The 21,467-nt window shown below is 64.6% G+C and carries 22 protein-coding genes; 13 read left to right on the forward strand and 9 right to left on the reverse strand.

What is annotated here, in order from left to right; genetic code table 11:
• Positions 1 to 127: 127 nt before the first annotated feature.
• Both BM244_RS21445 and BM244_RS21450 read right to left on the reverse strand, forming a co-directional pair.
• Entirely contained in the window at positions 128 to 781 is a 654-nt protein-coding gene (locus tag BM244_RS21445) for a hypothetical protein (protein WP_093400953.1), read from the reverse strand.
• Entirely contained in the window at positions 778 to 1,629 is an 852-nt protein-coding gene (locus tag BM244_RS21450; protein WP_093400954.1) for a hypothetical protein, read from the reverse strand. Before BM244_RS21450 ends, BM244_RS21445 begins: the two co-directional genes overlap by 4 nt.
• Before the next feature lie 291 nt (positions 1,630 to 1,920).
• Here BM244_RS21450 and BM244_RS23705 point away from each other — a divergent pair, with 291 nt between their 5' ends.
• The 12 genes from BM244_RS23705 to BM244_RS21510 all read left to right on the forward strand — a co-directional run bounded on the left by BM244_RS23705 (position 1,921) and on the right by BM244_RS21510 (position 14,531).
• Positions 1,921 to 2,658, forward strand: coding sequence for an OmpA family protein (locus BM244_RS23705; protein WP_254784738.1), 738 nt, complete (start codon positions 1,921 to 1,923; stop codon positions 2,656 to 2,658).
• 68 nt (positions 2,659 to 2,726) lie between these two features.
• On the forward strand, positions 2,727 to 3,731 hold the full coding sequence (gene tssA / locus BM244_RS21460) for a type VI secretion system protein TssA (protein WP_093400955.1): 1,005 nt from the start codon (positions 2,727 to 2,729) through the stop codon (positions 3,729 to 3,731).
• Between the two features lie 103 nt (positions 3,732 to 3,834).
• A complete protein-coding gene (tssB, locus tag BM244_RS21465; RefSeq protein ID WP_093400956.1) occupies positions 3,835 to 4,383 on the forward strand; it encodes a type VI secretion system contractile sheath small subunit in 549 nt (182 codons plus the stop codon).
• Positions 4,384 to 4,431: 48 nt separating this feature from the next.
• Positions 4,432 to 5,925, forward strand: a complete 1,494-nt coding sequence (tssC, locus tag BM244_RS21470; RefSeq protein ID WP_093400957.1) for a type VI secretion system contractile sheath large subunit — start codon at positions 4,432 to 4,434, stop codon at positions 5,923 to 5,925.
• A gap of 63 nt (positions 5,926 to 5,988) precedes the next feature.
• Complete coding sequence (locus BM244_RS21475; RefSeq protein WP_060525594.1) at positions 5,989 to 6,483, forward strand: Hcp family type VI secretion system effector; 495 nt, start codon at positions 5,989 to 5,991, stop codon at positions 6,481 to 6,483.
• Complete coding sequence (locus BM244_RS21480; RefSeq protein ID WP_254784740.1) at positions 6,480 to 7,304, forward strand: type VI secretion system accessory protein TagJ; 825 nt, start codon at positions 6,480 to 6,482, stop codon at positions 7,302 to 7,304. The genes BM244_RS21475 and BM244_RS21480 overlap by 4 nt, the downstream gene beginning before the upstream one ends.
• Before the next feature lie 6 nt (positions 7,305 to 7,310).
• Complete coding sequence (gene tssE, locus BM244_RS21485; protein ID WP_093400958.1) at positions 7,311 to 7,844, forward strand: type VI secretion system baseplate subunit TssE; 534 nt, start codon at positions 7,311 to 7,313, stop codon at positions 7,842 to 7,844.
• An 18-nt stretch (positions 7,845 to 7,862) separates the two neighbouring features.
• On the forward strand, positions 7,863 to 9,740 hold the full coding sequence (gene tssF / locus BM244_RS21490) for a type VI secretion system baseplate subunit TssF (RefSeq protein WP_093400959.1): 1,878 nt from the start codon (positions 7,863 to 7,865) through the stop codon (positions 9,738 to 9,740).
• The gene (gene tssG / locus BM244_RS21495) at positions 9,704 to 10,750 is read left to right on the forward strand and encodes a type VI secretion system baseplate subunit TssG (protein ID WP_093400989.1); all 1,047 of its coding nucleotides are present in this window, start codon (positions 9,704 to 9,706) and stop codon (positions 10,748 to 10,750) included. Before tssF ends, tssG begins: the two co-directional genes overlap by 37 nt.
• The gene (gene tssH, locus BM244_RS21500; RefSeq protein WP_093400960.1) at positions 10,750 to 13,419 is read left to right on the forward strand and encodes a type VI secretion system ATPase TssH; all 2,670 of its coding nucleotides are present in this window, start codon (positions 10,750 to 10,752) and stop codon (positions 13,417 to 13,419) included. The genes tssG and tssH overlap by 1 nt, the downstream gene beginning before the upstream one ends.
• Entirely contained in the window at positions 13,416 to 13,721 is a 306-nt protein-coding gene (locus BM244_RS21505) for a hypothetical protein (RefSeq protein WP_093400961.1), read from the forward strand. The genes tssH and BM244_RS21505 overlap by 4 nt, the downstream gene beginning before the upstream one ends.
• Before the next feature lie 3 nt (positions 13,722 to 13,724).
• Positions 13,725 to 14,531: a hypothetical protein gene (locus BM244_RS21510; protein ID WP_093400962.1), complete on the forward strand. Its 807-nt coding sequence runs from the start codon at positions 13,725 to 13,727 to the stop codon at positions 14,529 to 14,531.
• Positions 14,532 to 14,593: 62 nt separating this feature from the next.
• Here the strand turns inward: BM244_RS21510 and BM244_RS21515 are convergent, their stop codons facing one another.
• The 7 genes from BM244_RS21515 to BM244_RS21545 form a co-directional block, all read right to left on the reverse strand.
• Entirely contained in the window at positions 14,594 to 15,031 is a 438-nt protein-coding gene (locus BM244_RS21515) for a DcrB-related protein (RefSeq protein WP_093400963.1), read from the reverse strand.
• On the reverse strand, positions 15,028 to 15,501 hold the full coding sequence (locus BM244_RS21520; protein ID WP_093400964.1) for a hypothetical protein: 474 nt from the start codon (positions 15,499 to 15,501) through the stop codon (positions 15,028 to 15,030). The genes BM244_RS21515 and BM244_RS21520 overlap by 4 nt, the downstream gene beginning before the upstream one ends.
• Complete coding sequence (locus BM244_RS21525) at positions 15,498 to 16,757, reverse strand: PAAR domain-containing protein (protein WP_093400965.1); 1,260 nt, start codon at positions 16,755 to 16,757, stop codon at positions 15,498 to 15,500. The genes BM244_RS21520 and BM244_RS21525 overlap by 4 nt, the downstream gene beginning before the upstream one ends.
• Before the next feature lie 227 nt (positions 16,758 to 16,984).
• Positions 16,985 to 17,770, reverse strand: a complete 786-nt coding sequence (locus BM244_RS21530) for a hypothetical protein (RefSeq protein WP_093400966.1) — start codon at positions 17,768 to 17,770, stop codon at positions 16,985 to 16,987.
• Positions 17,771 to 17,852: 82 nt separating this feature from the next.
• Positions 17,853 to 18,353 carry a hypothetical protein gene (locus BM244_RS21535; RefSeq protein ID WP_175518360.1) on the reverse strand — a complete coding sequence of 167 codons (501 nt, stop codon included), beginning with the start codon at positions 18,351 to 18,353 and terminating at the stop codon, positions 17,853 to 17,855.
• Between the two features lie 23 nt (positions 18,354 to 18,376).
• Positions 18,377 to 18,817, reverse strand: coding sequence for a glycoside hydrolase family protein (locus tag BM244_RS21540; RefSeq protein ID WP_093400968.1), 441 nt, complete (start codon positions 18,815 to 18,817; stop codon positions 18,377 to 18,379).
• On the reverse strand, positions 18,814 to 19,374 hold the full coding sequence (locus BM244_RS21545) for a peptidoglycan-binding domain-containing protein (protein WP_217649192.1): 561 nt from the start codon (positions 19,372 to 19,374) through the stop codon (positions 18,814 to 18,816). The genes BM244_RS21540 and BM244_RS21545 overlap by 4 nt, the downstream gene beginning before the upstream one ends.
• 414 nt (positions 19,375 to 19,788) lie before the next feature.
• Here BM244_RS21545 and BM244_RS21550 point away from each other — a divergent pair, with 414 nt between their 5' ends.
• The gene (locus tag BM244_RS21550; RefSeq protein WP_139227066.1) at positions 19,789 to 21,435 is read left to right on the forward strand and encodes a ShlB/FhaC/HecB family hemolysin secretion/activation protein; all 1,647 of its coding nucleotides are present in this window, start codon (positions 19,789 to 19,791) and stop codon (positions 21,433 to 21,435) included.
• Positions 21,436 to 21,467 lie beyond the last annotated feature (32 nt).

Consider the following 21,467-nt stretch of genomic DNA (forward strand, 5'->3'; position numbering starts at 1 on the left):
TCGAACTACTTCGGATGACGTTACGCGAGGGAAACGCACCACAGGTTGTCGCACGAGATCGCTATCAATGCGGTCACGAAACTCCAGACACCGGCAGCTTTCCCCCGCGGGCCATCAACAAGCCTGGTCAGTCCGGAGTACCCTTGATCTGGCATACAAGCTTGGCATTGCCGCCGCCTCTGTCGTCCAGATAGAGTTGCGTAGTGGGGGCGCTGGCAACCTCTCTGCCGTAGTGGCGGATCTTGTACTTCCTGTAGGATTGGAGATCCATCTTCAGACGGGCGGCCTTGACGACATCGTCCACGGTGACACCGTCGTCGAAGACGGTAACGTACATCGCGTTCGCGTCGCCGATCATGCCGTTGAGTTCCAACGACCGGACAGGCAGGCCGAGAACGTTCAGGCCGGAGGGTGCCGGGATTTTACCCCCGACGCTCATCAAATCACCGTCGCGCGCCTCCCGAGTAAAGCCTAGCGCCTTGAGCAGCGTCACGTCGTGCGCTCGCTCGGCCCGGCCCGCCGCCGTCGTGTGATAGGTCTGCACGGCAGCGATGGGGTTCTGGTCGAAGTTGCACGACAGAGCTTTCACGTATTTCGCCGGCAGACTGCTGCTGGCCGTACCAGACGTTTGGAGCGTGTCATCGCTCGGTCGCGGACTCGCCGCATCAGGGCGTACCGCGTTGTTGGGAAGGTCTACGTCGGAGCGGTCATCAGTTGAGCCGCACGCTGTCAGCGCGATCAAGCACAGCAGGAAGGTCTTCATCGCCGGTGCGTCCTTCATCGCGAAAAGTTCACGTCGACACCAAATTTGGTGCTTTGCGACAACCGATTGACCAGCCTTCTTACTTCGATCGCGGTCGGCCACAAATGTCGTGGCAAAAGGTTGCTGTTTGGGTTCGTACTCATCTCCGTCCTGAGGTCCAGATTGCGGCGGCCTGAAGTGACACCGCCTTGCCGGTTGGCGGGGATGAAGGCGTCCGGCCGCTGGAGCAACAGGCCCTCGCGCCCGTCCGGCTTGAAATAGCCGACACCGGGGCTGCTGTATTCGTCGGGCAGTCCGATGCAGTGACCGAATTCATGACTAAACGTCCACGCCGGCTCGGTCGCCGCGATGTGCATCTCGATCCTGTGCGATTGGGTGAAGGCGCCGGACATGACGAACGGCGGCCGGTCGGTCCTACCTGGGACCATGGGAACATCGTTCTGCGTCGGGTACACGCACAGGACGTAATCGGCGCTCGCCATCGACCGGGTCCATCTGATCCGAAACTCTACATCCAGGCTGCGGGACACGCCGGTAGGCCGTCCTCGCTCGTCCAGCGCGAACAATGTCAGTCTCAACCTGCGCTGGTTCCACAGCGACCGGACCTGATCGACCAGCGTATCCTTGCCTCGCTGCATCTCGCCCGCAGTCGGGGTAAAGCCGTAGCCGGACAAGGCAAAGAAGTTCAGGGTGACCAGAACCTTTCTTCTGGACGAAGCCATGATGCTCAGACTGGCCTTATAACCAGGAGCTCGCTCGCTGATCCTGTTCGCGCCGGCCGTATCCGAGTAATTTTTATAATATACGCCAGCGCTGTTGCTGGTGTTTATCCGACCCAGCGCATCCGGCCAGTGTTGGTCACTCATGCCGCTTTCCCAAATCCATGCCGCGTTGGCCTCTCGCCGACGTAGTTCAACCTACGTGACGCCGCATCGAAGTCCAGCGCCACGCGAGGATCGCTTCGTTTCATGAGCATTGAACCATTGCGGCGATGACGATGAAAGAGGGCAGGCGCCCGATAAGAGTTGTCGTGGCAGCCGACAAATCTCGTCTCGGACTGTTAACCATCGCGCCTTGCGATGCGTCAGCATTGTTCGTACACCGACGCCTGAATTGACGCAGACACATCCGGACGCGACTTCTCGGGAGAGTTAGGCATGCGGTTTCACAGAGCCAGCGTAATGGCAGCCAGCATCATGGCGGCTGCGACTCCATTGGCGGCGCAGAACGCGGCGAAGCCCGCTCCCAGCGTTGAAGGCTACCTCTGCACGTTTGCCGGAAAGTGTGAGGCAAGCACCGAGGATACGGTCGCGGAAACGCGAGATGCACCGGCGACGCGGGGCTTCCGGTTGGCACGTCCGGCGGGTGAAGCTGTGACAGCAAGCAAACCGTCATCCGCCCGGGTCTCCACTTCGTCCTATGTGCGTCCGTCGACGGTCAAGGCGCCCCGCCCAGGCCGTCGTCCGGCTTGGCGCGCGCCGTCTGGGTCGGAGGTCGCGGGATCGCGTGCCGCCGGCGTCACCGCTACCGCGGCGGCGAACATCGAATCCCTTGGGCAGCGCCGCGCCGACCTGATGATCGGCTTCGACCTCAATTCCGCAAAGATCAGCCGTCAGGGTCTCGCGTCGGCGCGGGTCTTCGCCCAGTCGCTTGTCCGCCCGGAACTCATCGGAATGCGTTTCCGGATCGAAGGTCACACGGACTCGCGAGGCAGCCAGGCGCTCAACACGTCGCTTTCGGCGCAACGTGCTCAAGCCGTTGCGGACTTCCTGGCATCGCAGGGCGTCGATCGCTCGCGTCTGGTGACGCGCGGGTTCGGCGCCAGTGTGCCGCTCCCGGGCCACGCTCCGGCCGATCCCGCCAACCGTCGCGTGGAAGCCGAGCTGGTTCGGTAACGCGCAGGCTGCGATCTGTCCCCATCGAACAAGCACGTGTAACGTAGCATGCTGGCACGGAGCCCTGAATGACGGTCGAAGATCTTCTCGAACCCGTCTCCGATGACGCGCCCGCCGGGGCCGACCTTTCCTATGACGCCGAGCGTCAACGGATCGAGGAAGCCTTCGAAGTCGCTTCCGTGGCGGACGACGTCTCCGAGACGGTGGACTGGCGTGACACAGTAGGACTGATCGAAGCCCAGAGCCGGCGCACGAAGGACGTATGGCTCGCGGTCTATCTTGCACGTGCGGGCACGAAGACGGGATCGCTGGAGACCGTGGAGACCGGGTGTGCGATGCTCGCGGGACTCTTCGATCGCTACTGGGACAGCGTGCACCCTACGTTGGACGAGTACGGGATCCAGGGACGGAAGGGGCCGTGCGAGTCGCTGACGCGGATCGCGGAATTCCTAGGACCACTCCAGCGAACCGTCCTAGTGACGCACCCTCGCCTGGGGAGCTATTCCGGCGAGGACTTCGCACGGTTCGCACGGGATGGAGATTCGGCAGAGGGCTACGGTCTGTTCCGGGCAGCGCTCAACGACACCCCGCTCGACGTCCTGGAAGCGGTCCTCGGACGCCTCGACGGCATCGAGGCCTCGATCCGGCGGGCGGATTCCGTCCTGACCCGCGAGGCGGCGGCGGTCGACCAGACCGGCACGAACTTCACCCCGACGTTCGAGGCGCTGGCGGCCATTCGACGTGCGGTCGCTCCCCACGCCGGCGTTGACGAACCGATCGTCGCCGATGCGGCCGAGATCGCGACCGACGACGTGGGTGCACCGTCGACGAAAGGCGGCGGTGCGGGTCGTGTCGAGAGCCGAGAGGACGTGATGCGGGCATTGGATGCGATAAGCGACTACTACCAGCGTCGCGAACCCTCCAGCCCGATACCGGTCGCACTGCGGCGGGTCCGTGGCTGGATCGGAATGGATTTCATGGCCATTATCAAGGACATCGCGCCGAACAGCGTCGCGGATGCCGGTACAGTGCTACTTGCACGCGTGGATGAAGGCGGCGCGTCGAGTTGGTAAAGACGTATAAACTATAAAAACGACACTCCTTTTCGTTCGACATGGAGCGAAATAGAGGGTTCAAAGCTTTAAAGCTGCAAGTCTGAAGCAAGAAGGACGGGGAATGGCGATCAAGAGCGGGCAGCGTTTCATTCGTGAGAACAGGGCGCCTCGCGTCCATATCGAGTATGAGGTCGAGACCTACGGAGCGCGGCAGAAAGTCGAGCTACCGTTCGTGATGGGCGTGATGTCCGATCTGTCGGGCAAGAGCCATGTCGAGCGCAAGGCGACCGACCAGCGCGACTTCGTCGATTTCGACATGGACAATTTCGACCAGCGGATGGAGGCGATCGCGCCGCGCGCTGCGTTCGCGGTCGACAACTCGCTGAGCGGCGACGGCAAGCTCGCGGTCGACCTAACGTTCCGCAGCATGGAGGATTTCTCGCCGGGCCAGGTCGCGCGCAACGTCGAGCCGCTCGCCAAGCTGCTCGAGGCGCGGACTCAGCTCGAGGATCTGCTGTCGTACATGGACGGTAAGAACGGCGCGCAGGAACTGCTCGACAAGGTGCTGAAGGATCCCGACCTTCTCGCCGCACTGTCCGCAGCCAAGCAGGCGAAGGCGCGCGAGGCGGCCGACGTCACGCCGGATGCGCCGACCGACGGCGCCGGATAAGCGCAAACCCCGCATACGCATAAACTCAAAGCGGATTGGAACGAGGATATGGCGCAAGAAGCGCTTCAGCAGACCCCATCTCAGCCGCACGGCGAAGAGGTCGCGCTAGACGAATTTTCGGCGCTTCTGCAAAAGGAGTTCAAGCCAGCCGATGCCGCGCGGCAGACGCGGATCGAGCAGGCCGTCCAGACGCTGGCGCAGCAGGCGCTGTCGAATGCGGCGATCATCGGCGGCGACGTGTTCGCCACGGTCGATGCGATGCGTGCGGCGATCGACGCCAAGCTCAGCGAACAGATCAATGCGATCATCCACGACCCCGAATTCCAGAAGCTGGAATCGGCGTGGCGCGGTCTTCACTATCTCGTCATGAACACGTCGACGGGCAAGGACATGAAGATCCGTGTGATGAACATGTCGAAGGAGGAATGTCGCAAGATGTTCCGCCAGTTCCGCGACGCCGCGTGGGACCAGAGCCCGCTGTTCAAGAAGATCTACGAGTCCGAATTCGGCCAGCTCGGAGGTCAGCCCTACGGCGCGTTCGTGTGCGACTACACGTTCGACCATAGTGCGCCGGATCTCGAGGTGATGAAGGGGCTCGCACGGATCGGATCGGCGGCACATTCGCCGTTCATCGCCGCGGCGGCACCGTCGCTGCTCGGCATGGAGAGCTGGACCGAACTGTCGAACCCACGAGATCTCGGCAAGCTGTTCGACGCGACCGACTATGCCGCCTGGCGGTCCTTCCGAGCTTCGGAGGACAGTCGCTACATGGCGCTGGCGATGCCACGCTTCCTCGGCCGGCCGCTATATGGCGCAAAGACCGAGCCGGTGGACGAGTTCGATTTCGAGGAAAGCTCGACCGGGTCGCACGACAAGCATCTCTGGCTGAACGCCGCCTATGCGATGGGAACGCGGATCACCGAGGCATTCACCACCTATGGCTGGTGCACGCGGATCCGCGGCGTCGAATCGGGGGGGACGGTGCAGGATCTGCCGACCGCGACCTTCCCGACCGACGATGGCGGCATCGACCTGAAATGCCCGACCGAGATCGCGATCTCGGACCGCCGCGAGGCCGAGCTGTCGAGCGCGGGGCTGATGGCGCTGATCCACCGCAAGAACACCGACCAGGCGACGTTCATCGGCGCGCAGACGCTGCACCGGCCGAAGAACTACGAACTGGCCGATGCGACCGCCAACGCCAATCTGTCGGCGCGGTTGCCGTATATCTTCGCCAGCTGCCGCTTTGCGCATTACCTGAAATGCATGGTGCGCGACTGGGTTGGCGGCACGCGCGAAGCGGATCAGCTCAAGCGCGACCTGAACAACTGGGTCCTGCAATATGTCGACGGCTCACCATCGACGTCGAGCGAAGAGACGAAGGCGCGGCTGCCGCTCAAGAACGCCGCGATCGACGTGATCCCGGACGAAAGCAATCCGGGCTATTATCTTGGGAAGTTCATGTTCGTGCCGCACTATCAGCTGGAAGGCATGGACATCGCACTCAGCATGGTTTCCAGGCTTCCCAAGACTTCCGGCTGAGCCAAATCTGGCCATCGTCGCAAGGTGTGGCGATGGCGGTTTTCATGATGTGGGAGAAGTATCATGGCAGTAGATCTGTTCTTGAAGATTGACGGCGTAAACGGCGAATCGCGCAAGAAGAACCACCAGGACGAGATCGACATCATCTCGTTCGACTTCGGTGCGGTCCAGCAGGGCTCTTTCCACACCGGCGGCGCCGGCGGCGGCTCGGGCAAGGCAGAGATCTCTGACATCCGCATTCAGAAGCAGGTCGACAAGTCGTCGCCGATGCTTTTCAAGGCGTGCGCGTCGGGCAAGCACATCAAGGAAGCCGTCATCTATTCGCAGAAGGCAGGCGATGGCTCCAATCCGCTGACCTATTACAAGATCAAGCTCGAAGACATCATCGTCTCCGACATCCATAATTCGGGCTCGTCGGGCGGCGATTCGATCATGGAATCGGTGACGTTCAACTGTGCGAAGGTCACGTTCGACTATCAGGCGCAGAACGCGCAGGGCGGCAAGGACGGCGGCGTTGTCACGGCCTATTACGACATCCGGCAGAACGAAGCCGGTTGAGCTTGAAGATCGAGGAGACGTCCGTGGAGCGGATGATGCGCGATGCGGACCACCTCCTGAAATCGGGCGACCTCGACGGTGCGCGACGCGCGCTCGTCGAGGTCGTTCGGTCGTCCCCCGGCGATGCGTCGGCGCGGATGTTCCTGTTCCAGCTGCTGGCGCTGGCCGGCGAGTGGGACAAGGCAAGAATTCAACTCGACGCGCTGGCCAAGATATCGCCCGAGGCACAGATGCTGTCGGTCGTGTATGGGCAGGCGATCGCCGCGGAGCGCGAGCGCGCCGACGTGTTCGCCGGTCGAATGCTCGCGACCCAGCATGTAGCGTCCGGCTGGGTGCAGGGCGTGATCGAGGCACTCCAGCATTTCGGCCAAGGGCGCATCGCGGATGGTGAAGCGGCGCGAGACGCTGCGTTCGATGTCGCGCCGGACACCGCCGGGACGCTCGACGGAGTAGCGTTCGATTGGATCTCCGATACCGACGGCCGTTTCGGGCCCTGTTTCGAGGCGATCATCGGCGGACGATACGGGTTGCAGGCGTTCGATCGGATCGAGCGGATCGTGAGCGAAGGCCCCCAGGATCTTCGCGACCTGATCTGGTATCCGGTACAGATCACGTTCCGGACCGGCCAGTCGGTTGCCGCGCTGTTGCCGGCGCGCTATCCGGGCACCGAGTTGATCGGTGATCCTGACGAATGGCTTGGACGGTCGACCACTTGGCAGGACGACGCGTCGGGATCGGTCGGCGTCGGGCAGCATCTCTGGTCGCTGTCGAACGGCGACGAGCGCGGCCTGTTGTCGCTGCGCGCGCTCGTCTTCGCCTGATCCGTCATGGCCGTAACACAGCGCCTGACGCCGACCCTGTTCGACAAGCTGGTTGCCGATCTAGAGATATCGGGGATGCGCGACATGAGCGACGACGCCCCCGATATCGCCCGTGAGAAATTCCGGCATTATTCGGTGCCCAAGCTCGAACGCTTCAACGAAACCGCTTTACGCGCGACGATCCGCCGCGATCTCGCCTGGCTGCTGAACACGACGAACCTCGAATCGCTGGTCGACCTCGAAGCGTATCCGCATGTCCGCGCCTCGGTGCTGAACTACGGGCTGACCGATCTCGCGGGGCGGACGCTCAACCGTCGCGCGGTGCTGGCCCGCGCGCGGGAGACGCGGAAGGCGATCCGCGTGTTCGAGCCGCGGATCCGCCACGACAGCCTGACGGTCGAGCCGGTCGAGGATCCGGATCAGCCGCACGCGCTGACGTTCGTGATCCAGGGCGACATCACGTCCGCGGCACAGTTGATGCCGGTCAAGTTCCGTACCGAGGTCGAGGCGGAGACGACGGCGGTGAACGTCCGTGAATAATCTCCAGGTGCGGCGCGGATGAGCGGCGGGATCGATCCGCGGCTGCTGCGATTTTACAATGACGAACTCGCGTATCTGCGCGAGGAGGCGGTGGCGTTTGGACAGGAGCACGAGGCGGTCGCAGGGCGCCTCGGGCTCAAGACGCCGACCGATCCCGATCCCTATGTGGAGCGATTGCTCGAGGGCGTTGCGTTCCTCGGCGCGCGCGTCCAGCTGAAGCTGGCGGATCAGTACCCCGAATTCACCCATCATCTGCTTCACGCGATCCAGCCGCATTATCTCGCGCCGATGCCGTCGATCTGCATCGCCGGGTTCGAGCCGCGCGACGGCGATCCGATCCTGCTCGACGGCTACAAGGTGCCACGCGGAACAGAGATGACCGCGACCGCCGCGGACCACGCCAACGCGCCGGTGCAGTTCCGCACCGGCCACGACGTGACGATGTGGCCGTTGAAGATCACGCAGGTCGAATATCTCTCGAGCCGCGCAGCGGTGGCGCCGTTCGTTTCGGCGACGGGCGTGCGCGCCGAAGCCGGGTTGCGGTTGCGGTTCGAGGCGACCGGTGGCTTCGACCTGCCGACCGTGCTGCCCGCGTCGTTGCCGATCTATCTTGCCGGATCGGAAGCGGTGCCCGCTGAACTGTACCGCCAGATCATCGGCGAGACCTTGGCGGTGATCGGCCGGTCGGCAGACGCGGCGGCGGGGCCTGAGGGCTGGGTGCGACTGCCCAAGCCCGAGCAGGTCGGGTTCGGCGACAGCGAATCCTTGCTGCCGTCCGAGCAGCGATCTTTCCGCGGCTACCGGTTGCTCGCTGAGTATTTCGCCTGTCCCGAACGCTTCCTGTTCGTCGACCTGAAGGATCTCGCGCGCGCGTTCAAACAGTCGCCGCGCGCGTGCGACATCGTGATCCTGTTCGGGCGTTCGTCACCGGTGCTGAACAACGCGCTCGAACCCGCCAACTTCAAACTGTTCGCGACACCTGCGATCAACCTGTTCGAGAAGCAGCTCGGCCGCGTCCAGGTGTCGCGCTTCGATCATGAGCATCACGTCGTCCCGGATCGGACGCGGCCGCTCGATTTCGAGGTGTTCCGGATCCTCGACGTCAAAGCCTATGCGCGCGACAAGGTGGATTCGCGGACCGTCGCGCCGCTCTATGCGTTCGGCGCGCTGCTCTACGACTGGCAGGAGGCGTTGTTCTACACGACGCAGCTGCGCCCGCGCCGGCTGTCGACGCGCGAACAGCGGTTGCGGCGACGGCATGAATATACCGGCACCGAAACCTGGGTCAGCCTGACCGCGCCGGGCGATGCGACGCGGCTCGACGAGGTCCATGAACTCGGCGTTCGCGCGCTGGTCACCAACCGCGAGCTTCCCGAGTTGCTGACATTCCGCGGCGATTCGAACTTCGTCGTGTCGGGGGTGCCGGCGCGTGCGGTCACGGTGTTGCGGGCGCCGACCCGGCCGCGACCACCGCTTGGGCTCGGCGATGCGGCTTGGCGCGTGATCGGGCATCTGACCCCCAATTACATGACGCTGGCGCCCGAGGATGGCGACGATCCGCACGTGTTGCGCGATCACCTCGCGCTGTACGGCTGGCAGGACGATGCCGGGTTGCGTCGCCAGATCGACGGCGTGCTCGGGATCCATTCGACCAAGGTCGCGCGACGGGTGCCGGGGCTCGACCGGATGGCGATCGCGCGCGGTCACCGGATCACCGTAAGGCTCGACGATTCGGCGTTCGACAAGGGCCGGATGTTCCTATTCGGCGCGGTGCTCGAACGCTTCCTGGCCGAATTTGCGAGCATCAATGCGTTTACCGAGACTCAATTCACCAGTGCCACCGAGGGGGAGTTCGCCAAATGGCCGCCGAGGATAGGCCGCCAACACACCATCTGAGTTTCCTTCGGGACGCGGCAGCCGATGCACGCCGGTTCGGGTTGTTCCCGATCGCGCGCGGGGCGGAGGCGCGCGCGCCGCATCTGCCGCGGATCGGCCATGCGCGGCGCCCGTCGCAGAGCATCGCCGATCTGGCACAGGTGCCGACGCTGGCGTTTCCCGATGCGACTCTGGATTCGGTCGATGTCACCGGCGACCGTGCGCGCGTGTCCGGCTTCTGGCTCGGGCTGACCGGGCCGATGGGGCCGCTCCCTGCGCATCTGACGGAGTTCGCGGTGTTCGAAAGCCGCTATGCCAAGACGCGGCCGTTCGGGCGGTGGCTCGATCTGCTCGCCAACCGGATGTTGCAGCTCTTCTACCGGGTCTGGGCGGATTCGCAGCCGACGGCGCAGGCGGATCGTCCGCTCGACGATCGGTTCGCGCGCTATCTCGCGCAGTTGACCGGGGCGGGCGAGGGCGTGGCGAAGAATGCCGCGTTCCCGGCACGCGCGCGGCTGCATTACGCCGGGCTGTTCGCGTCGCGGCGCAGTGCGGTCGGGATTGAGGATGCGCTCAGCCATCTGTTGCGCCAGCGCGTCACCGTGCTCGAATATCAGCCGCGTTGGCGCGACGTCGAGCGCGACGACCAGAGCCGGCTCGGGCGCGGCTTCAGTGGGCTCGGCACCGACATGATGATCGGTCAGCGGGTGCGGGTCGCGTCGGATGCGTTCCGCGTCGTGGTGCGTGCCAATTCGCTGCGCGAGTTCGAGGCGTTGCTGCCGGGTGGCGAGCGATTTCGGATCGCCTCGGAGGCGCTCGATGCGTTCGCGCCGAGCCATCTCGAATGGGATATTATGATCGAGATGGAGGAGCGCCACGCGCGGCCCGCTCGTCTTGACGGACGCGCGCGGCTCGGCTGGACCGGCTGGCTGGCGCCGGGGCAGGGCGACCGGGTGCGCGGCGACGCTCGGCTTACGCGCCGCGCGGGATCACGCAGACAAACTGCGCAATCGACTACGGGGGAAATGTAATGACCGAGATCAGCCGCACCGCGTTGTTCGGCCGCCTCGACACCGCGACGCGGAAGGCGATCGAGACCGCGACCAGCTTCTGCAAGATGCGCGGCAATCCGTATGTCGAGCTGGTCCACTGGGTGCATGTGCTGTTGCAGGATCCGCGTAACGACGTCGCCGCGATCCGCGCCGCGTTCGCGATCGACGATGCGCGCCTTGCCGCCGACGTCACCGCGGCGCTGGACTCGCTACCGCGCGGCGCGAGCGCGATCTCCGACTTCGCGCCGCAGATCGAGGAAGCGATCGAGCGTGGCTGGGTCTATGCGTCGTTGCAGTTCGGCGCCGGGCGCGTGCGCAGCGGGCATCTGCTGTATGCGATGGTGCGCACGCCGACGCTGCGCAACGCGCTGTTCGCGATCAGCGGCGAATGGCGCAAGGTGCAAGCCGACCGACTGGGTGAGGATTTCGCGACGATCGTCGGCGCCTCGGCGGAGACTGACGAGGCGCCGGTGTCTGGCGAGGACGGCGCAGGCTCTCCTCCTACGAGCGGCAAGGTCGGCGAAGCGCTCGCCGCTTATTCGATCGACCTGACCGCACGCGCACGGAACGGCGAGATCGATGCGATCGTCGGACGTGACGCCGAAATCCGTCAGGTCGTCGACGTGCTGTTGCGGCGGCGGCAGAACAATCCGATCCTGGTCGGCGAGGCAGGGGTCGGCAAGACCGCAGTGGTCGAGGGCTTTGCGCGGCGGATCGTCGACGGCGACGTGCCGCCGGCGTTGCAGGGCGTGACGCTGCGCTCGCTCGACATCGCATTGATGCAGGCGGGTGCCGGCGTGAAGGGCGAGTTCGAGAAGCGCCTGCGCGCGGTGATCGACGAGGTCGAGACGTCCGAGACGCCGGTCATCCTGTTCATCGACGAAGCGCACAGCCTGATCGGCGCGGGCGGGCAGGCGGGCACCGGCGATGCCGCGAACCTTCTAAAGCCAGCGCTCGCGCGGGGGCGGCTGCGGACGATCGCGGCGACGACCTATGCCGAATATCGCCAGTATTTCGAGAAGGACCCGGCGCTCACCCGGCGCTTCCAGACGGTCGATGTCGGCGAACCCGAGATCGATACCGCGATCGCGATGCTGCGTTCGGTCGCGCCGATGATGGAGGCGCATCACGAGGTCGTGGTGCTCGACGAGGCGGTCGCGGCGGCGGTGACGCTGTCGCAGCGCTATGTTCCCGCGCGGCAGTTGCCCGACAAGGCGGTAAGCCTGCTCGACACCGCCTGCGCGCGCGTGGCGGTGTCACAGCACGCGACGCCGGCGCCGGTCGAGGATCGCCGGCGGCGGCTCGAACTGCTCGAGGTCGAGCGCGGTGTGGTGGAGCGCGAGGCGACCGGCCGCTACCGCGAGGACGATCGGCTGGGCGAACTCGACGAGGCGATCGTCGCGGCGTGCGTCGAGGTCGAGACGGTCGAGGCGAAATGGGCGGCGGAGAAGGATGCGCTCGACGCCGTGCGCGCGGCCCGCGACGCGCTGACCGATGAGTCGCCCTCGGATCCGCTCGATGCGGCGCTGGCGGCTATGCGCGCGGTGCAGGGCGATGCGCCGATGGTGTTCGGCGTGGTCGATGGCGACGCGATCGCCGCGGTGGTCGGCGACTGGACCGGCATTCCGATCGGGCGGATGGTCAAGGACGAGATCGCCAGCGTGCTGACCGTCGCCGACAAGCTGAAGGCGCGCGTGGTCGGTCAGGATCACGCGATGGAGGCGATCGCCAAGCGCATCCAGACCAGCCGCGCCAAGCTCGACAACCCGTCCAAGCCGGTCGGCGTCTTCATGCTCTGCGGCCCGTCGGGGGTCGGCAAGACCGAGACCGCGCACGCATTGTCCGAACTGCTGTTCTCCGGTGACGAATCGATGATCGTCATCAACATGAGCGAGTTCCAGGAGGCGCATACCGTCTCGACGCTGAAGGGCGCGCCGGCGGGGTATGTCGGTTACGGCCAGGGTGGCGTGCTGACCGAGGCGGTGCGGCGGCGACCCTATTCGGTCGTACTGCTCGACGAGGTCGAGAAGGCGCACCCCGACGTCCACGAGATGTTCTTCCAGGTGTTCGACAAAGGCTTCATGAACGACAGCGAGGGGCGGCATATCGATTTCCGCAACACGGTGATCCTGCTGACCTCGAACGTCGGAACCGACCTGATCATGAGCCTGACCGAGGACGAGGAGATGGCGCCCGAGGCCGAGGGCCTCGCGACCGCGCTGCGGCCCGAATTGCTCAAGGTGTTTCCGCCTGCGCTGCTCGGCCGGTTGCTGGTGCTGCCCTATTATCCGCTAAGCCCGGCGATGCTGACGGGGATCGTCGGCCTGCAGCTCGACCGGATCGTCCGGCGGGTGCGCGACAATCACGATATCGCGCTCGACTATGATCAGGCGGTGGTGGATCACATAGTCGCGCGCTGTACCGAAGTGGCGTCGGGCGGGCGGATGATCGATGCGATCCTGACCAACACAATGCTGCCGGCGATGTCGGTGGCGCTGCTCGAGCGGCAGATGCGCGGCGAGCGGGTGGCGGCGATCACGATGCGGGTCGCGGACGGCGACTTCCTCTACGATTTTCGCGCCCGCGAGCCTGTGAAACGCGCGATCACGGGCGCCAGAGCCAGCGGCGCGGCGGTGGAGGCGGCATGACGCGGGTGCGGCTCCTGTCGGGGATTGTCGCTGCGGCGATCTTCGCCACGGGGTGCAGCGCGCACCCACGCGCGGCGGCGGGAATGCCCGCCGACGTTCGCGCATTCGTTGCCAAGCGGACGCAGTGCGACCATTTCAGGGGCGAGGAGCCCTATGATGCGGCGCGCGCGGCCGAGCTCGATCGGCGGATGCGCGCGACGTGCGCGGGCACCGATGCGGCGCTCGCCCGGCTAAAGCGGATTCATCACCGCGACCGGTCGGCGCTGCGAGCGCTCGCCGGCTTCGATGCGCGGATCGAATAGACCATGGCCAGGGAACCCGCCGCGACGCCCGCCCAGACCGCCGAACTCCAGCGGCTGCTCAACCTGCGCGCGAGCACGCTGGCGATGACGCCGCTCAGGACCGATGGCGTGTTCGACGGTGCGACCAGCCGCGCGATGCGGACCTATGCGTCGCGGGTGATGGGGCGCAGCGCGAGCCGCGGCGATCTGGCGACCGCGCTCGCGCAGCAATCGCCCTCGGACCTGCTGCGCGAACAGGCGCGCGCGCGGGAAGCGGCGGCCAAGCTGAGCGGGGCGGACTGGTTTCGCCGCAACCAGGCGCGGTTTCCCAACAGCGACCGGGTCGCCGATCTCGCGCCGGCCTTCGCCGCGCAGGTAACTCGGTTCCTGACTGCGCTGGCGAACGCTGGGACGATCGTGCGGATATCCTCGACGCGGCGCAACCGCATCCGTGCGTGGCTGATGCACTATGCGTGGCAGGTTGCGCACGGCGCGGTCGCGCCCGCCGATGTTCCCGACGAGCCCGAGGCGGGCATTATCTGGGATCACGGCGACGACACCCGCTCGATCGCCGCGGCGGCCGAGATGGTCGCGCTGTTCGCGATCCGCTTCAAGCCGTCGCTGACCTCGAACCATATCGCCGGGCTGGCGATCGACATGACGATAACGTGGTCGGGTCCGATCGAGATCGTCGACGCGGCCGGCGCGACACAGCCGATCGACCAGCCACGCAACGGCAACGATAACGCGACGCTGCACACGGTCGGCACAAGCTACGGCGTGAGGAAACTGCTGTCGGATCCGCCGCATTGGTCGGTCGACGGGCGGTGATCCGCAATATGCGACCGTGACCGGGTGATCCGGTTGGATGTCTCGACGGTCTTGCGGCGTCGCTATGCGATGCGAAAACTACGAAGCATGGCGTGAAAGACAGGTTCGACAGCGCTGAAATCGGCCTTGCCCGCTGTTCCAGTCGCGATCATGACCGTCCCGTTGTCAATCTGATTGTACCCAATCCACTGGGTCAGTGGAATGCCATCTGCGGTCCAGTCGACCCGCAGTTCGGGCAAGCCTGACGCTTCCGCCGCTTGCCGCCGCGCAACGCTCACCGGGCTGGGCAAGGTCGTTCGCATCTGCGCGATCTGCCGCTCGACGAAGGCGTCGAGCGCGTCTTCGGCGAGGGCGCGTAGATCTTCCGGCATGGGTTCGCGCGTTACGACGAAGTTCGGCGAAACGCCGCTCGCTCCAGGCCTCGTGGCCGAGAGTACCAGCATCGATTTATCGAGCCAGCCGTCGGGGCAGGCCATCGTCATACCCTGCACCTGCGTCATCGTGCCGCCTCCAACGGTGGCCACTTACCGTCTTTCTCGAGCGCTAGTATCTGCTCGCTATTTGGCGGCGGGAAAGGATAACCGCGCGCCTTGAGCTTTTCGATCACACGCAACCGAGCCTTGTCTTCATTCGATCCGGGTAGAATACGGCTCGTAACCGCCATCTGTGCCATCGTGGTTCCGAACTGGTCATGCGCCCATATGTTGGCGCCATGGTCGACAAGGATTTCAACCACGGGCCATTGGTCGCTGCCGGAGGCCATGATCATCGGCGTGGCTTGGTTCGCGGGATAGCGTTCGTCCAGACCAATTCCCTGCTTGGCCAGTCGCAACACCTCCTCCGTCTCGGAATGCATAACGGCTCCGAGCATCGGCATTATCGCGGCTTTGTTCACGGAGGCGTCCTCTTTGGAGCAGGCGGCCAGAAGGGCGAACCCGATCAGCGTAGTACAGGAGAGCAATCGAATCATGAGCACCCATTCGTAGACAACGCACGCTCGGTTTCAGCTCGCTTTTGGGCGATAGCGGCGTCGACCGCCGTCATCATGTGCAGCAGAAGATTACGTATCGCCAATCCTCCACCGACCGCAAGCGGACCAAGCGGTATGAGTGCCAAGACTGCTAGTTGATGAGCACGATCGGCGGGCTCCAATGGCCAATCCTTAGTCGCGGCAGAGTCGGGGGAAAATGGCAGCGATTGAATACCGCGCACCGGCTCGCCTTTGACATAAACCGCATCGATGTTCGTGGCGACCGGGTGCGGCACCGTCTTCGCGTTAAGACCGGCAGCATTGAACGTGGTGGCGGGTAGCCCGGACGCGGTTGCGCCAGCGGACGCCATACCGCCGCCCAGAGAATGGCCAGTCAGCCGCGCACCCGCCCCAGAGGGCGACGTTGCAACCTGCCGTGCGATAAATTGGGCATGATTGTAGTAGAATGTCTCGTCGCCGAGGCCCTGTTCGGCATTCACCGTCCAATCCGCTCCACTGGTCATAGTTGTGCCTTTGTAGGCCACGAGCGGTGAGCCGGTCTTCTGGTCTATGAACACAGCCGCACGAAATTCCGATTGCTCGCCTGTTTTCGGATCAATTGGATGTTCTAGCATTTTCGCGGTCAAGCGGAGGCGACCTAAATCTGCCTCCGTTGCGTTTCGATATCCCTCCGGCGGCGTCCTTGTCTCGGGTGGCTCGTACGCGGCGCTCGCGGCCTGCGCATCGATCCGAAAACGTTCGAGCTTGACCTGTTCTGCGCGAAGCGAAACGCAGATCGGCAACAGTCTCGATCCGCCGATGTAAACGTTGGACGAGCCGCTGCGGATCACCGCGCCACAGTCCATCGTTTCCGATACGCGCGCCGCAGGTTTTCCGTTGATGAAGACCGTGGCGGACCCGGTCGCCACCCTATGCGCAGTTCCCCCGTCCTGCGAGCAAAAGCCGGTGGCCTGTTCGACCATCGCCGCGGGCAAGGCGTTGATGAAGACGTTGGCCGAGCCAGTCTGAAGCTGCCCAGTCACCGGGCCGTCCAACGTCTTGCCGATTGCCGCTCCTGCCATCCGGCCGGCGCCGATGGTCACGAGCGCAGCACCAACGGCGATCGCCGTCAGACCACCGGTTGCAATGATGCCGACGGCAAGCAATGCGCCGATGACGACCCCGGTATCGATGCCGGCCAGCGTCGCGTCATGGCCAAAGACGTCGGTGACGCGCGCCGCAGGATGAAGGCTCATCTACAATCCCCGTGGATCGAATTCGAAGTCCGGCAGTCCGTTGCCGAAGACCTTTGGGTTCACCCCTCACGCAGTCTGGTCGCGCGGGTTTCGGCGGGTCGATCATGTTACGCGGTATACGCCACGGCAAGGGCGTAATTGGCAAGGCGCAAATGCTCGTGGACGCACCTGATCAGCGGATCACGTTGCGCTTTCGTGGATCGTCAGCATCTGGCTGGTGCGCGGCGCTAGGGGGCCACGCGTTTGGCCGACACGGGCCGCTGTCTGACGTAGAACCCCGAAAAACTGACGTTCGCGCCGCCGCAATTGTCGTTGTCGCGCACCAGCAGATACGGGCCACGCCGGATCATGCGGATCTTGCAGTTGAATTCGTCTCCGCTGGTGTAGGGCATGGTGCGATCGTCTCCCTCGGTGAAGGATAGAACGCCCCCGACCGGGCGGGTTACGCCGTTGAGCGTCCCGACGTGCACGCTCCCGTGCTCCGCGCGCCAGGCGCTCATCCCCCAGGTCGCGTCCCCCGTCACCGAGAGCATGCCGCCGCCGGTCGCCTTGATCACGATATCCTGTTCGGGCGCGTACCAATGGCCCGTCCAGTCGGAGGGGGTCTGCGCGGCGGGCGGTGCCATCGTCAGCGCGGCCGTCGGCAACCATTCGATCGTGCTGGTTCCGCGCGGTCCCTGAAGGCCTGCACAGGTGTAGCCATTCCGTGCAGGTCCCGCGAGGACGACATCGCCGGCCACGACATAGGCGCGCAACTGACACGCCGCAGAGGCGCCCGGGCAGCCCGGACCGGAGTCCTGTACGAAGTGCACCCGAGGCGCAGTACGGTTGACGACGGCGGCGCGCGTGTTCGCATTGACGAGGTCGGTCCAGACGCACGCGGCGGACGCGGTGGACGACCACGTAACGCATGCCAGCATCGCCGCCATCAGGCGACCGGCGTACCGCACGATCGAGGTTTGCGACCACGGTCCGGTCGAACGTGCTGGATCGCGCGAATTGCTCCTGATCATAGCTTTGCCGTTACCTTTGCCGTCACGTGTCCGGACCGCAGCTCACCGATGTCGGATCGCCGCATGCACGACTATCCAAGGTCTATGTCCCGCTCTCGCATGCATCGGCGAGATGCCCCATGGTACCGTTGACCCGCCGGAAACCATCGCCCTCGGGTAACACGAAATTGTGAACGCCAGCCCCGTCATCGATCGGGATCATTGCCGATCCGCGCTCTACGGTTGCTGCAAAATTGCCCACCTTGTTCCAGCGCACCGTGACAGCGGCATTGGATTTGGTGGTGAAGACCGTCTGGCAACGCGCGACCGCCTTGACGTCGGTGATCGGCTGACCGTCCAGCGTCGCTGCGGCTGCGATCAGCTCGCGGCGCAGTGATGCGACTCCGGTCGCGTTGGTCTGGTCTTCCGTATAGTGCGAACCCGTCGCGGTGGCCGGGGCGGCGATCGATGCGATGCTTCCGGAATTCGTAGGTTGATCGACGACCTCACGTGCCCCTTCGGTGCTGGGCGAGGTGGCATTGCCGGCATTGGTTGACGCTTCGCTGGCGTTGCTGCCGCACGCAGCAAGCATCAGCACCGACACGGCGAGCGGGAGGCGGGACCGGATCATTTATATTCTCCATACAGAAACATGCGGCTTTCCGCTTCGCGACGTACGACTAGGCTTCGTATGATTTCGCCTTTCGATCGGACGTGGCGTTTGATTTCCAGCATCGCCGCCTGGTTCTTGTTCTCGTTGACGAGGCTCGTCGTTTTGCGCCAGCCGCCGCCGGGATTATACGCGTAGGACACCATCGCATCGAACTCGTATTGATGCAGCGGGACCTTGATCGCGCGTTTCACCATCCCCTCGTAATGGCCGATGATGTGACCCAGAAGATCGGTTTCCTGGGTCGCGCTTAGATTGAGGAGCGTCTTGTTCTCGCGAACGAACCGCCCTGCCGCGTCGCCGGACAGTCGAGCGCCTTTCGCGGCGGCGGCGGCTTCGCGCGGCACGAATATGGCCAGCAAGTCCCTTTCGACCTGATCGGGCGTGCGATCCTTCATGTCATATCCAGGGCCGATAGTGACCCCGCTACCGGCTGATGGATGAGGTTGCTGACCCCGCGTTGTGCTTCGTGCGCGATGATGAAGCGACTGCCCGCGCGCGATGTGGTCATGGTCGCGACCGGTTTCGTCACCCCCGGCGGCATCGTGCCGGTGCGGGCGCGTTCGCGGGCGGGTTCGACGGCGGCTTTGAGGGGGCCGGGATCGCCCTTGCCGACCGCCACCGGGCTGGCCGCGGTCTGCGCCTTCTGGAATGCGGCGGAGCGGGTTCCGGGGATTGCGACGCTGCGGGTCGGCGTACCTGAAGGAATGGCGCGCGCAGTGCCGGCATAGCCGTTGCCCGCCCCGGTGCCGGTCATGGCGCCGGTCAATGCGCCCATCGTCATGGGGCCGGCGATGCCATCGGGGGGATACAGCCCGTTGCGCCGCTGGCCCAATCGCACGGCCCGCTCGGTCTGCGGGCCAAACACGCCGTCGGGGCTCAGTTGAGGATCATATCTACGTAACAGCGCCTGCAGATTTCGGACGTCTTCGCCCCGGCTTCCAGAGCGTAACATCACCATCGTTCCCGTCTCCCGGTCGTGGATATTGTCCCAATTCGACAGGCTAGAACATCAGTGCAACGGTGGGGCCAGCCTGCAACGATCCCGATCGCACGAGGACTATGATAGATCGAAATCGAGTAATCTCCAGCAGGTTTTGGAGGTTCTCAGGGGTTAACCATAGTCTTCGAAATATCACCGCAATATCGGATCTATGCATGACGTGAAAATGGCGTCATGGTCGGCATGGCCTTTTCCAGGCGGTGTACGTATCCCCAAACGGGAGCGGCAGTTCGTCTGTTCGCAAAACGTACGTCGTTATCGGCAACGTACGGGGGATTGATGACATCGAAAGTATGGCGTTCATGCGTGCTTATGATGGCTGGTACCGCTGGGGGGGCAATTCTTGCGCAACCCATTGCGGCGCAAGTGGTTTTGCCGTCCCGTCAGGAAGTGACGCCGCCGACGCCTGACACGCGTCAGGAGTCTGCGGTCAGTGTCGATTCGAGCCGTGCGCTGGAACAGCCGGCTTGCCCGTTCGAGACATCGTCGCTGAAGGTCACGCTGACCACGCTGCGCTTCGTCCGGCCGGACGGCAGCGCGTTGCAACCCGAGATTGCCGCGGCGATCGCCGGCATCGATGTGCCGCAGGGCGAGCAGTCGATCAGCGTTGTCTGCGCGCTGCGCGACCGTGCCAACGCGGCGCTGCGCCGAGCGGGTTGGGTGGCGTCGGTACAGATCCCCGCGCAGGAGATCACGGGCGGGACGCTGCAGCTGCAGGTCGTGACCGCGCGCATCGTCGAAGTTCGCGTGCGTGGGTCCGCCGGGCCGTATGACTCGATCCTGCGCGAACGGATCGCGCAGATCCAGGCGCTCGATCCGCTGAACGAGAAGAAGGCCGAGCGGTTGCTGTTGCTGGCCGGCGATATCCCGGGGCTCGAGGTGCAGTTGTCGCTGCGTCCGGCGGGAACGCGACAGGGCGAGGTGATCGGCGAATTGTCGCTCGCATTCCGCCGGTTCGCGGTGGTTGCCAACGTACAGAACCAGAACAGCCGGCTGACCGGGCGTGAGACGGGCTATGCGCGCGCCGAGATCTATGGGCTGACCGGGCTGTCCGACGTCACCTATGTCGGGGTGTCATCGACTGCGGACTTCAAGGAACAGATCGTCGCGCAGGCGGGGCACATAACGGGCCTTGACCGCAACGGCATGACGCTGGGCGGCCGTTTCACCTATGCCTGGTCGCGTCCCGATCTCGGCGCGCTCGACCTGCGGACCAACACGCTGATCACCGGCTTCGATCTCGCCCGGCCGCTGGTCCGATCGTTGCGGACCAATGTGCGCGCGACCGGGGGCTTCGATTACGTCGACCAGCGCTCGGTGGTGCGGACCGAGGGGGGATCGGTGCCGTTGACGCTCGACAAGCTGCGGATCGGCTTCATCGGTCTCGATGGCGACTATCGCACCGTGCGGTACGACGGCGCGACCGCGTTTTCGATCGCCAGTTCGCTGCAGGTCCGCAAGGGCGTCGACGTGCTCGGGTCGAGTGATATCGGCTTTGCAAACGGCCGCCTGACGTCGCGGATCGACGGCAATTCGCGTGCGCTGGTGGTGCGCGGGACGATCGATACGGTGATCGGAGTCGGCCCAATCTTCAGCCTTGCCGGCCAGGGCCAGGCGCAATGGACGAACGATCCGCTGCTGAATTACGAAGAGTTCTCGGTCGGCAATCTCACCATCGGCCGCGGCTACGATCCAGGTGTCAGCACCGGCGACCGCGCGGTCGGCGGCCGCGGCGAAGTCCGCGCCGAGATGCCGCTGATCACCGACATCGGCACGCAGCTGTTCGGGTTCTACGACCATGTCTACCTGCGCAATCTCGACCGCAACGCGATCGAGCCGAAGCGCACCTATCGCAGCTATGGCGGAGGCGCACGCTTCTCTTTGCCAGGGCATCTGGTGCTTGAGGTGATGTATGCGCATCCGCTCGACCGGGTATCGAAGCTGGACGAAGATCGGCCGCCCGATCGCGTGCTGGTGTCGTTGACCGCGCAATTCCGCGACAAGACGCGCTGACCCGCGCGCCGTACCGAGTTTAGGGGAGCCTT

It is taken from the genome of Sphingomonas sp. OK281 (assembly GCF_900115295.1).
Classification (GTDB): Bacteria; Pseudomonadota; Alphaproteobacteria; order Sphingomonadales; family Sphingomonadaceae; genus Sphingomonas.

What these genes read in the sequence shown, in the direction of transcription:
- BM244_RS21445 (WP_093400953.1), bottom strand. Translation starts at nt 781, where the DNA reads ATGAAGGACGCACCGGCGATGAAGACCTTCCTGCTGTGCTTGATCGCG.
- BM244_RS21450 (WP_093400954.1), bottom strand. Translation starts at nt 1,629, where the DNA reads ATGAGTGACCAACACTGGCCGGATGCGCTGGGTCGGATAAACACCAGC.
- BM244_RS23705 (WP_254784738.1), top strand. Translation starts at nt 1,921, where the DNA reads ATGCGGTTTCACAGAGCCAGCGTAATGGCAGCCAGCATCATGGCGGCT.
- tssA (WP_093400955.1), top strand. Translation starts at nt 2,727, where the DNA reads ATGACGGTCGAAGATCTTCTCGAACCCGTCTCCGATGACGCGCCCGCC.
- tssB (WP_093400956.1), top strand. Translation starts at nt 3,835, where the DNA reads ATGGCGATCAAGAGCGGGCAGCGTTTCATTCGTGAGAACAGGGCGCCT.
- tssC (WP_093400957.1), top strand. Translation starts at nt 4,432, where the DNA reads ATGGCGCAAGAAGCGCTTCAGCAGACCCCATCTCAGCCGCACGGCGAA.
- BM244_RS21475 (WP_060525594.1), top strand. Translation starts at nt 5,989, where the DNA reads ATGGCAGTAGATCTGTTCTTGAAGATTGACGGCGTAAACGGCGAATCG.
- tssE (WP_093400958.1), top strand. Translation starts at nt 7,311, where the DNA reads ATGGCCGTAACACAGCGCCTGACGCCGACCCTGTTCGACAAGCTGGTT.
- tssF (WP_093400959.1), top strand. Translation starts at nt 7,863, where the DNA reads ATGAGCGGCGGGATCGATCCGCGGCTGCTGCGATTTTACAATGACGAA.
- tssG (WP_093400989.1), top strand. Translation starts at nt 9,704, where the DNA reads ATGGCCGCCGAGGATAGGCCGCCAACACACCATCTGAGTTTCCTTCGG.
- tssH (WP_093400960.1), top strand. Translation starts at nt 10,750, where the DNA reads ATGACCGAGATCAGCCGCACCGCGTTGTTCGGCCGCCTCGACACCGCG.
- BM244_RS21505 (WP_093400961.1), top strand. Translation starts at nt 13,416, where the DNA reads ATGACGCGGGTGCGGCTCCTGTCGGGGATTGTCGCTGCGGCGATCTTC.
- BM244_RS21510 (WP_093400962.1), top strand. Translation starts at nt 13,725, where the DNA reads ATGGCCAGGGAACCCGCCGCGACGCCCGCCCAGACCGCCGAACTCCAG.
- BM244_RS21515 (WP_093400963.1), bottom strand. Translation starts at nt 15,031, where the DNA reads ATGACGCAGGTGCAGGGTATGACGATGGCCTGCCCCGACGGCTGGCTC.
- BM244_RS21520 (WP_093400964.1), bottom strand. Translation starts at nt 15,501, where the DNA reads ATGATTCGATTGCTCTCCTGTACTACGCTGATCGGGTTCGCCCTTCTG.
- BM244_RS21525 (WP_093400965.1), bottom strand. Translation starts at nt 16,757, where the DNA reads ATGAGCCTTCATCCTGCGGCGCGCGTCACCGACGTCTTTGGCCATGAC.
- BM244_RS21530 (WP_093400966.1), bottom strand. Translation starts at nt 17,770, where the DNA reads ATGATCAGGAGCAATTCGCGCGATCCAGCACGTTCGACCGGACCGTGG.
- BM244_RS21540 (WP_093400968.1), bottom strand. Translation starts at nt 18,817, where the DNA reads ATGAAGGATCGCACGCCCGATCAGGTCGAAAGGGACTTGCTGGCCATA.
- BM244_RS21545 (WP_217649192.1), bottom strand. Translation starts at nt 19,374, where the DNA reads ATGTTACGCTCTGGAAGCCGGGGCGAAGACGTCCGAAATCTGCAGGCG.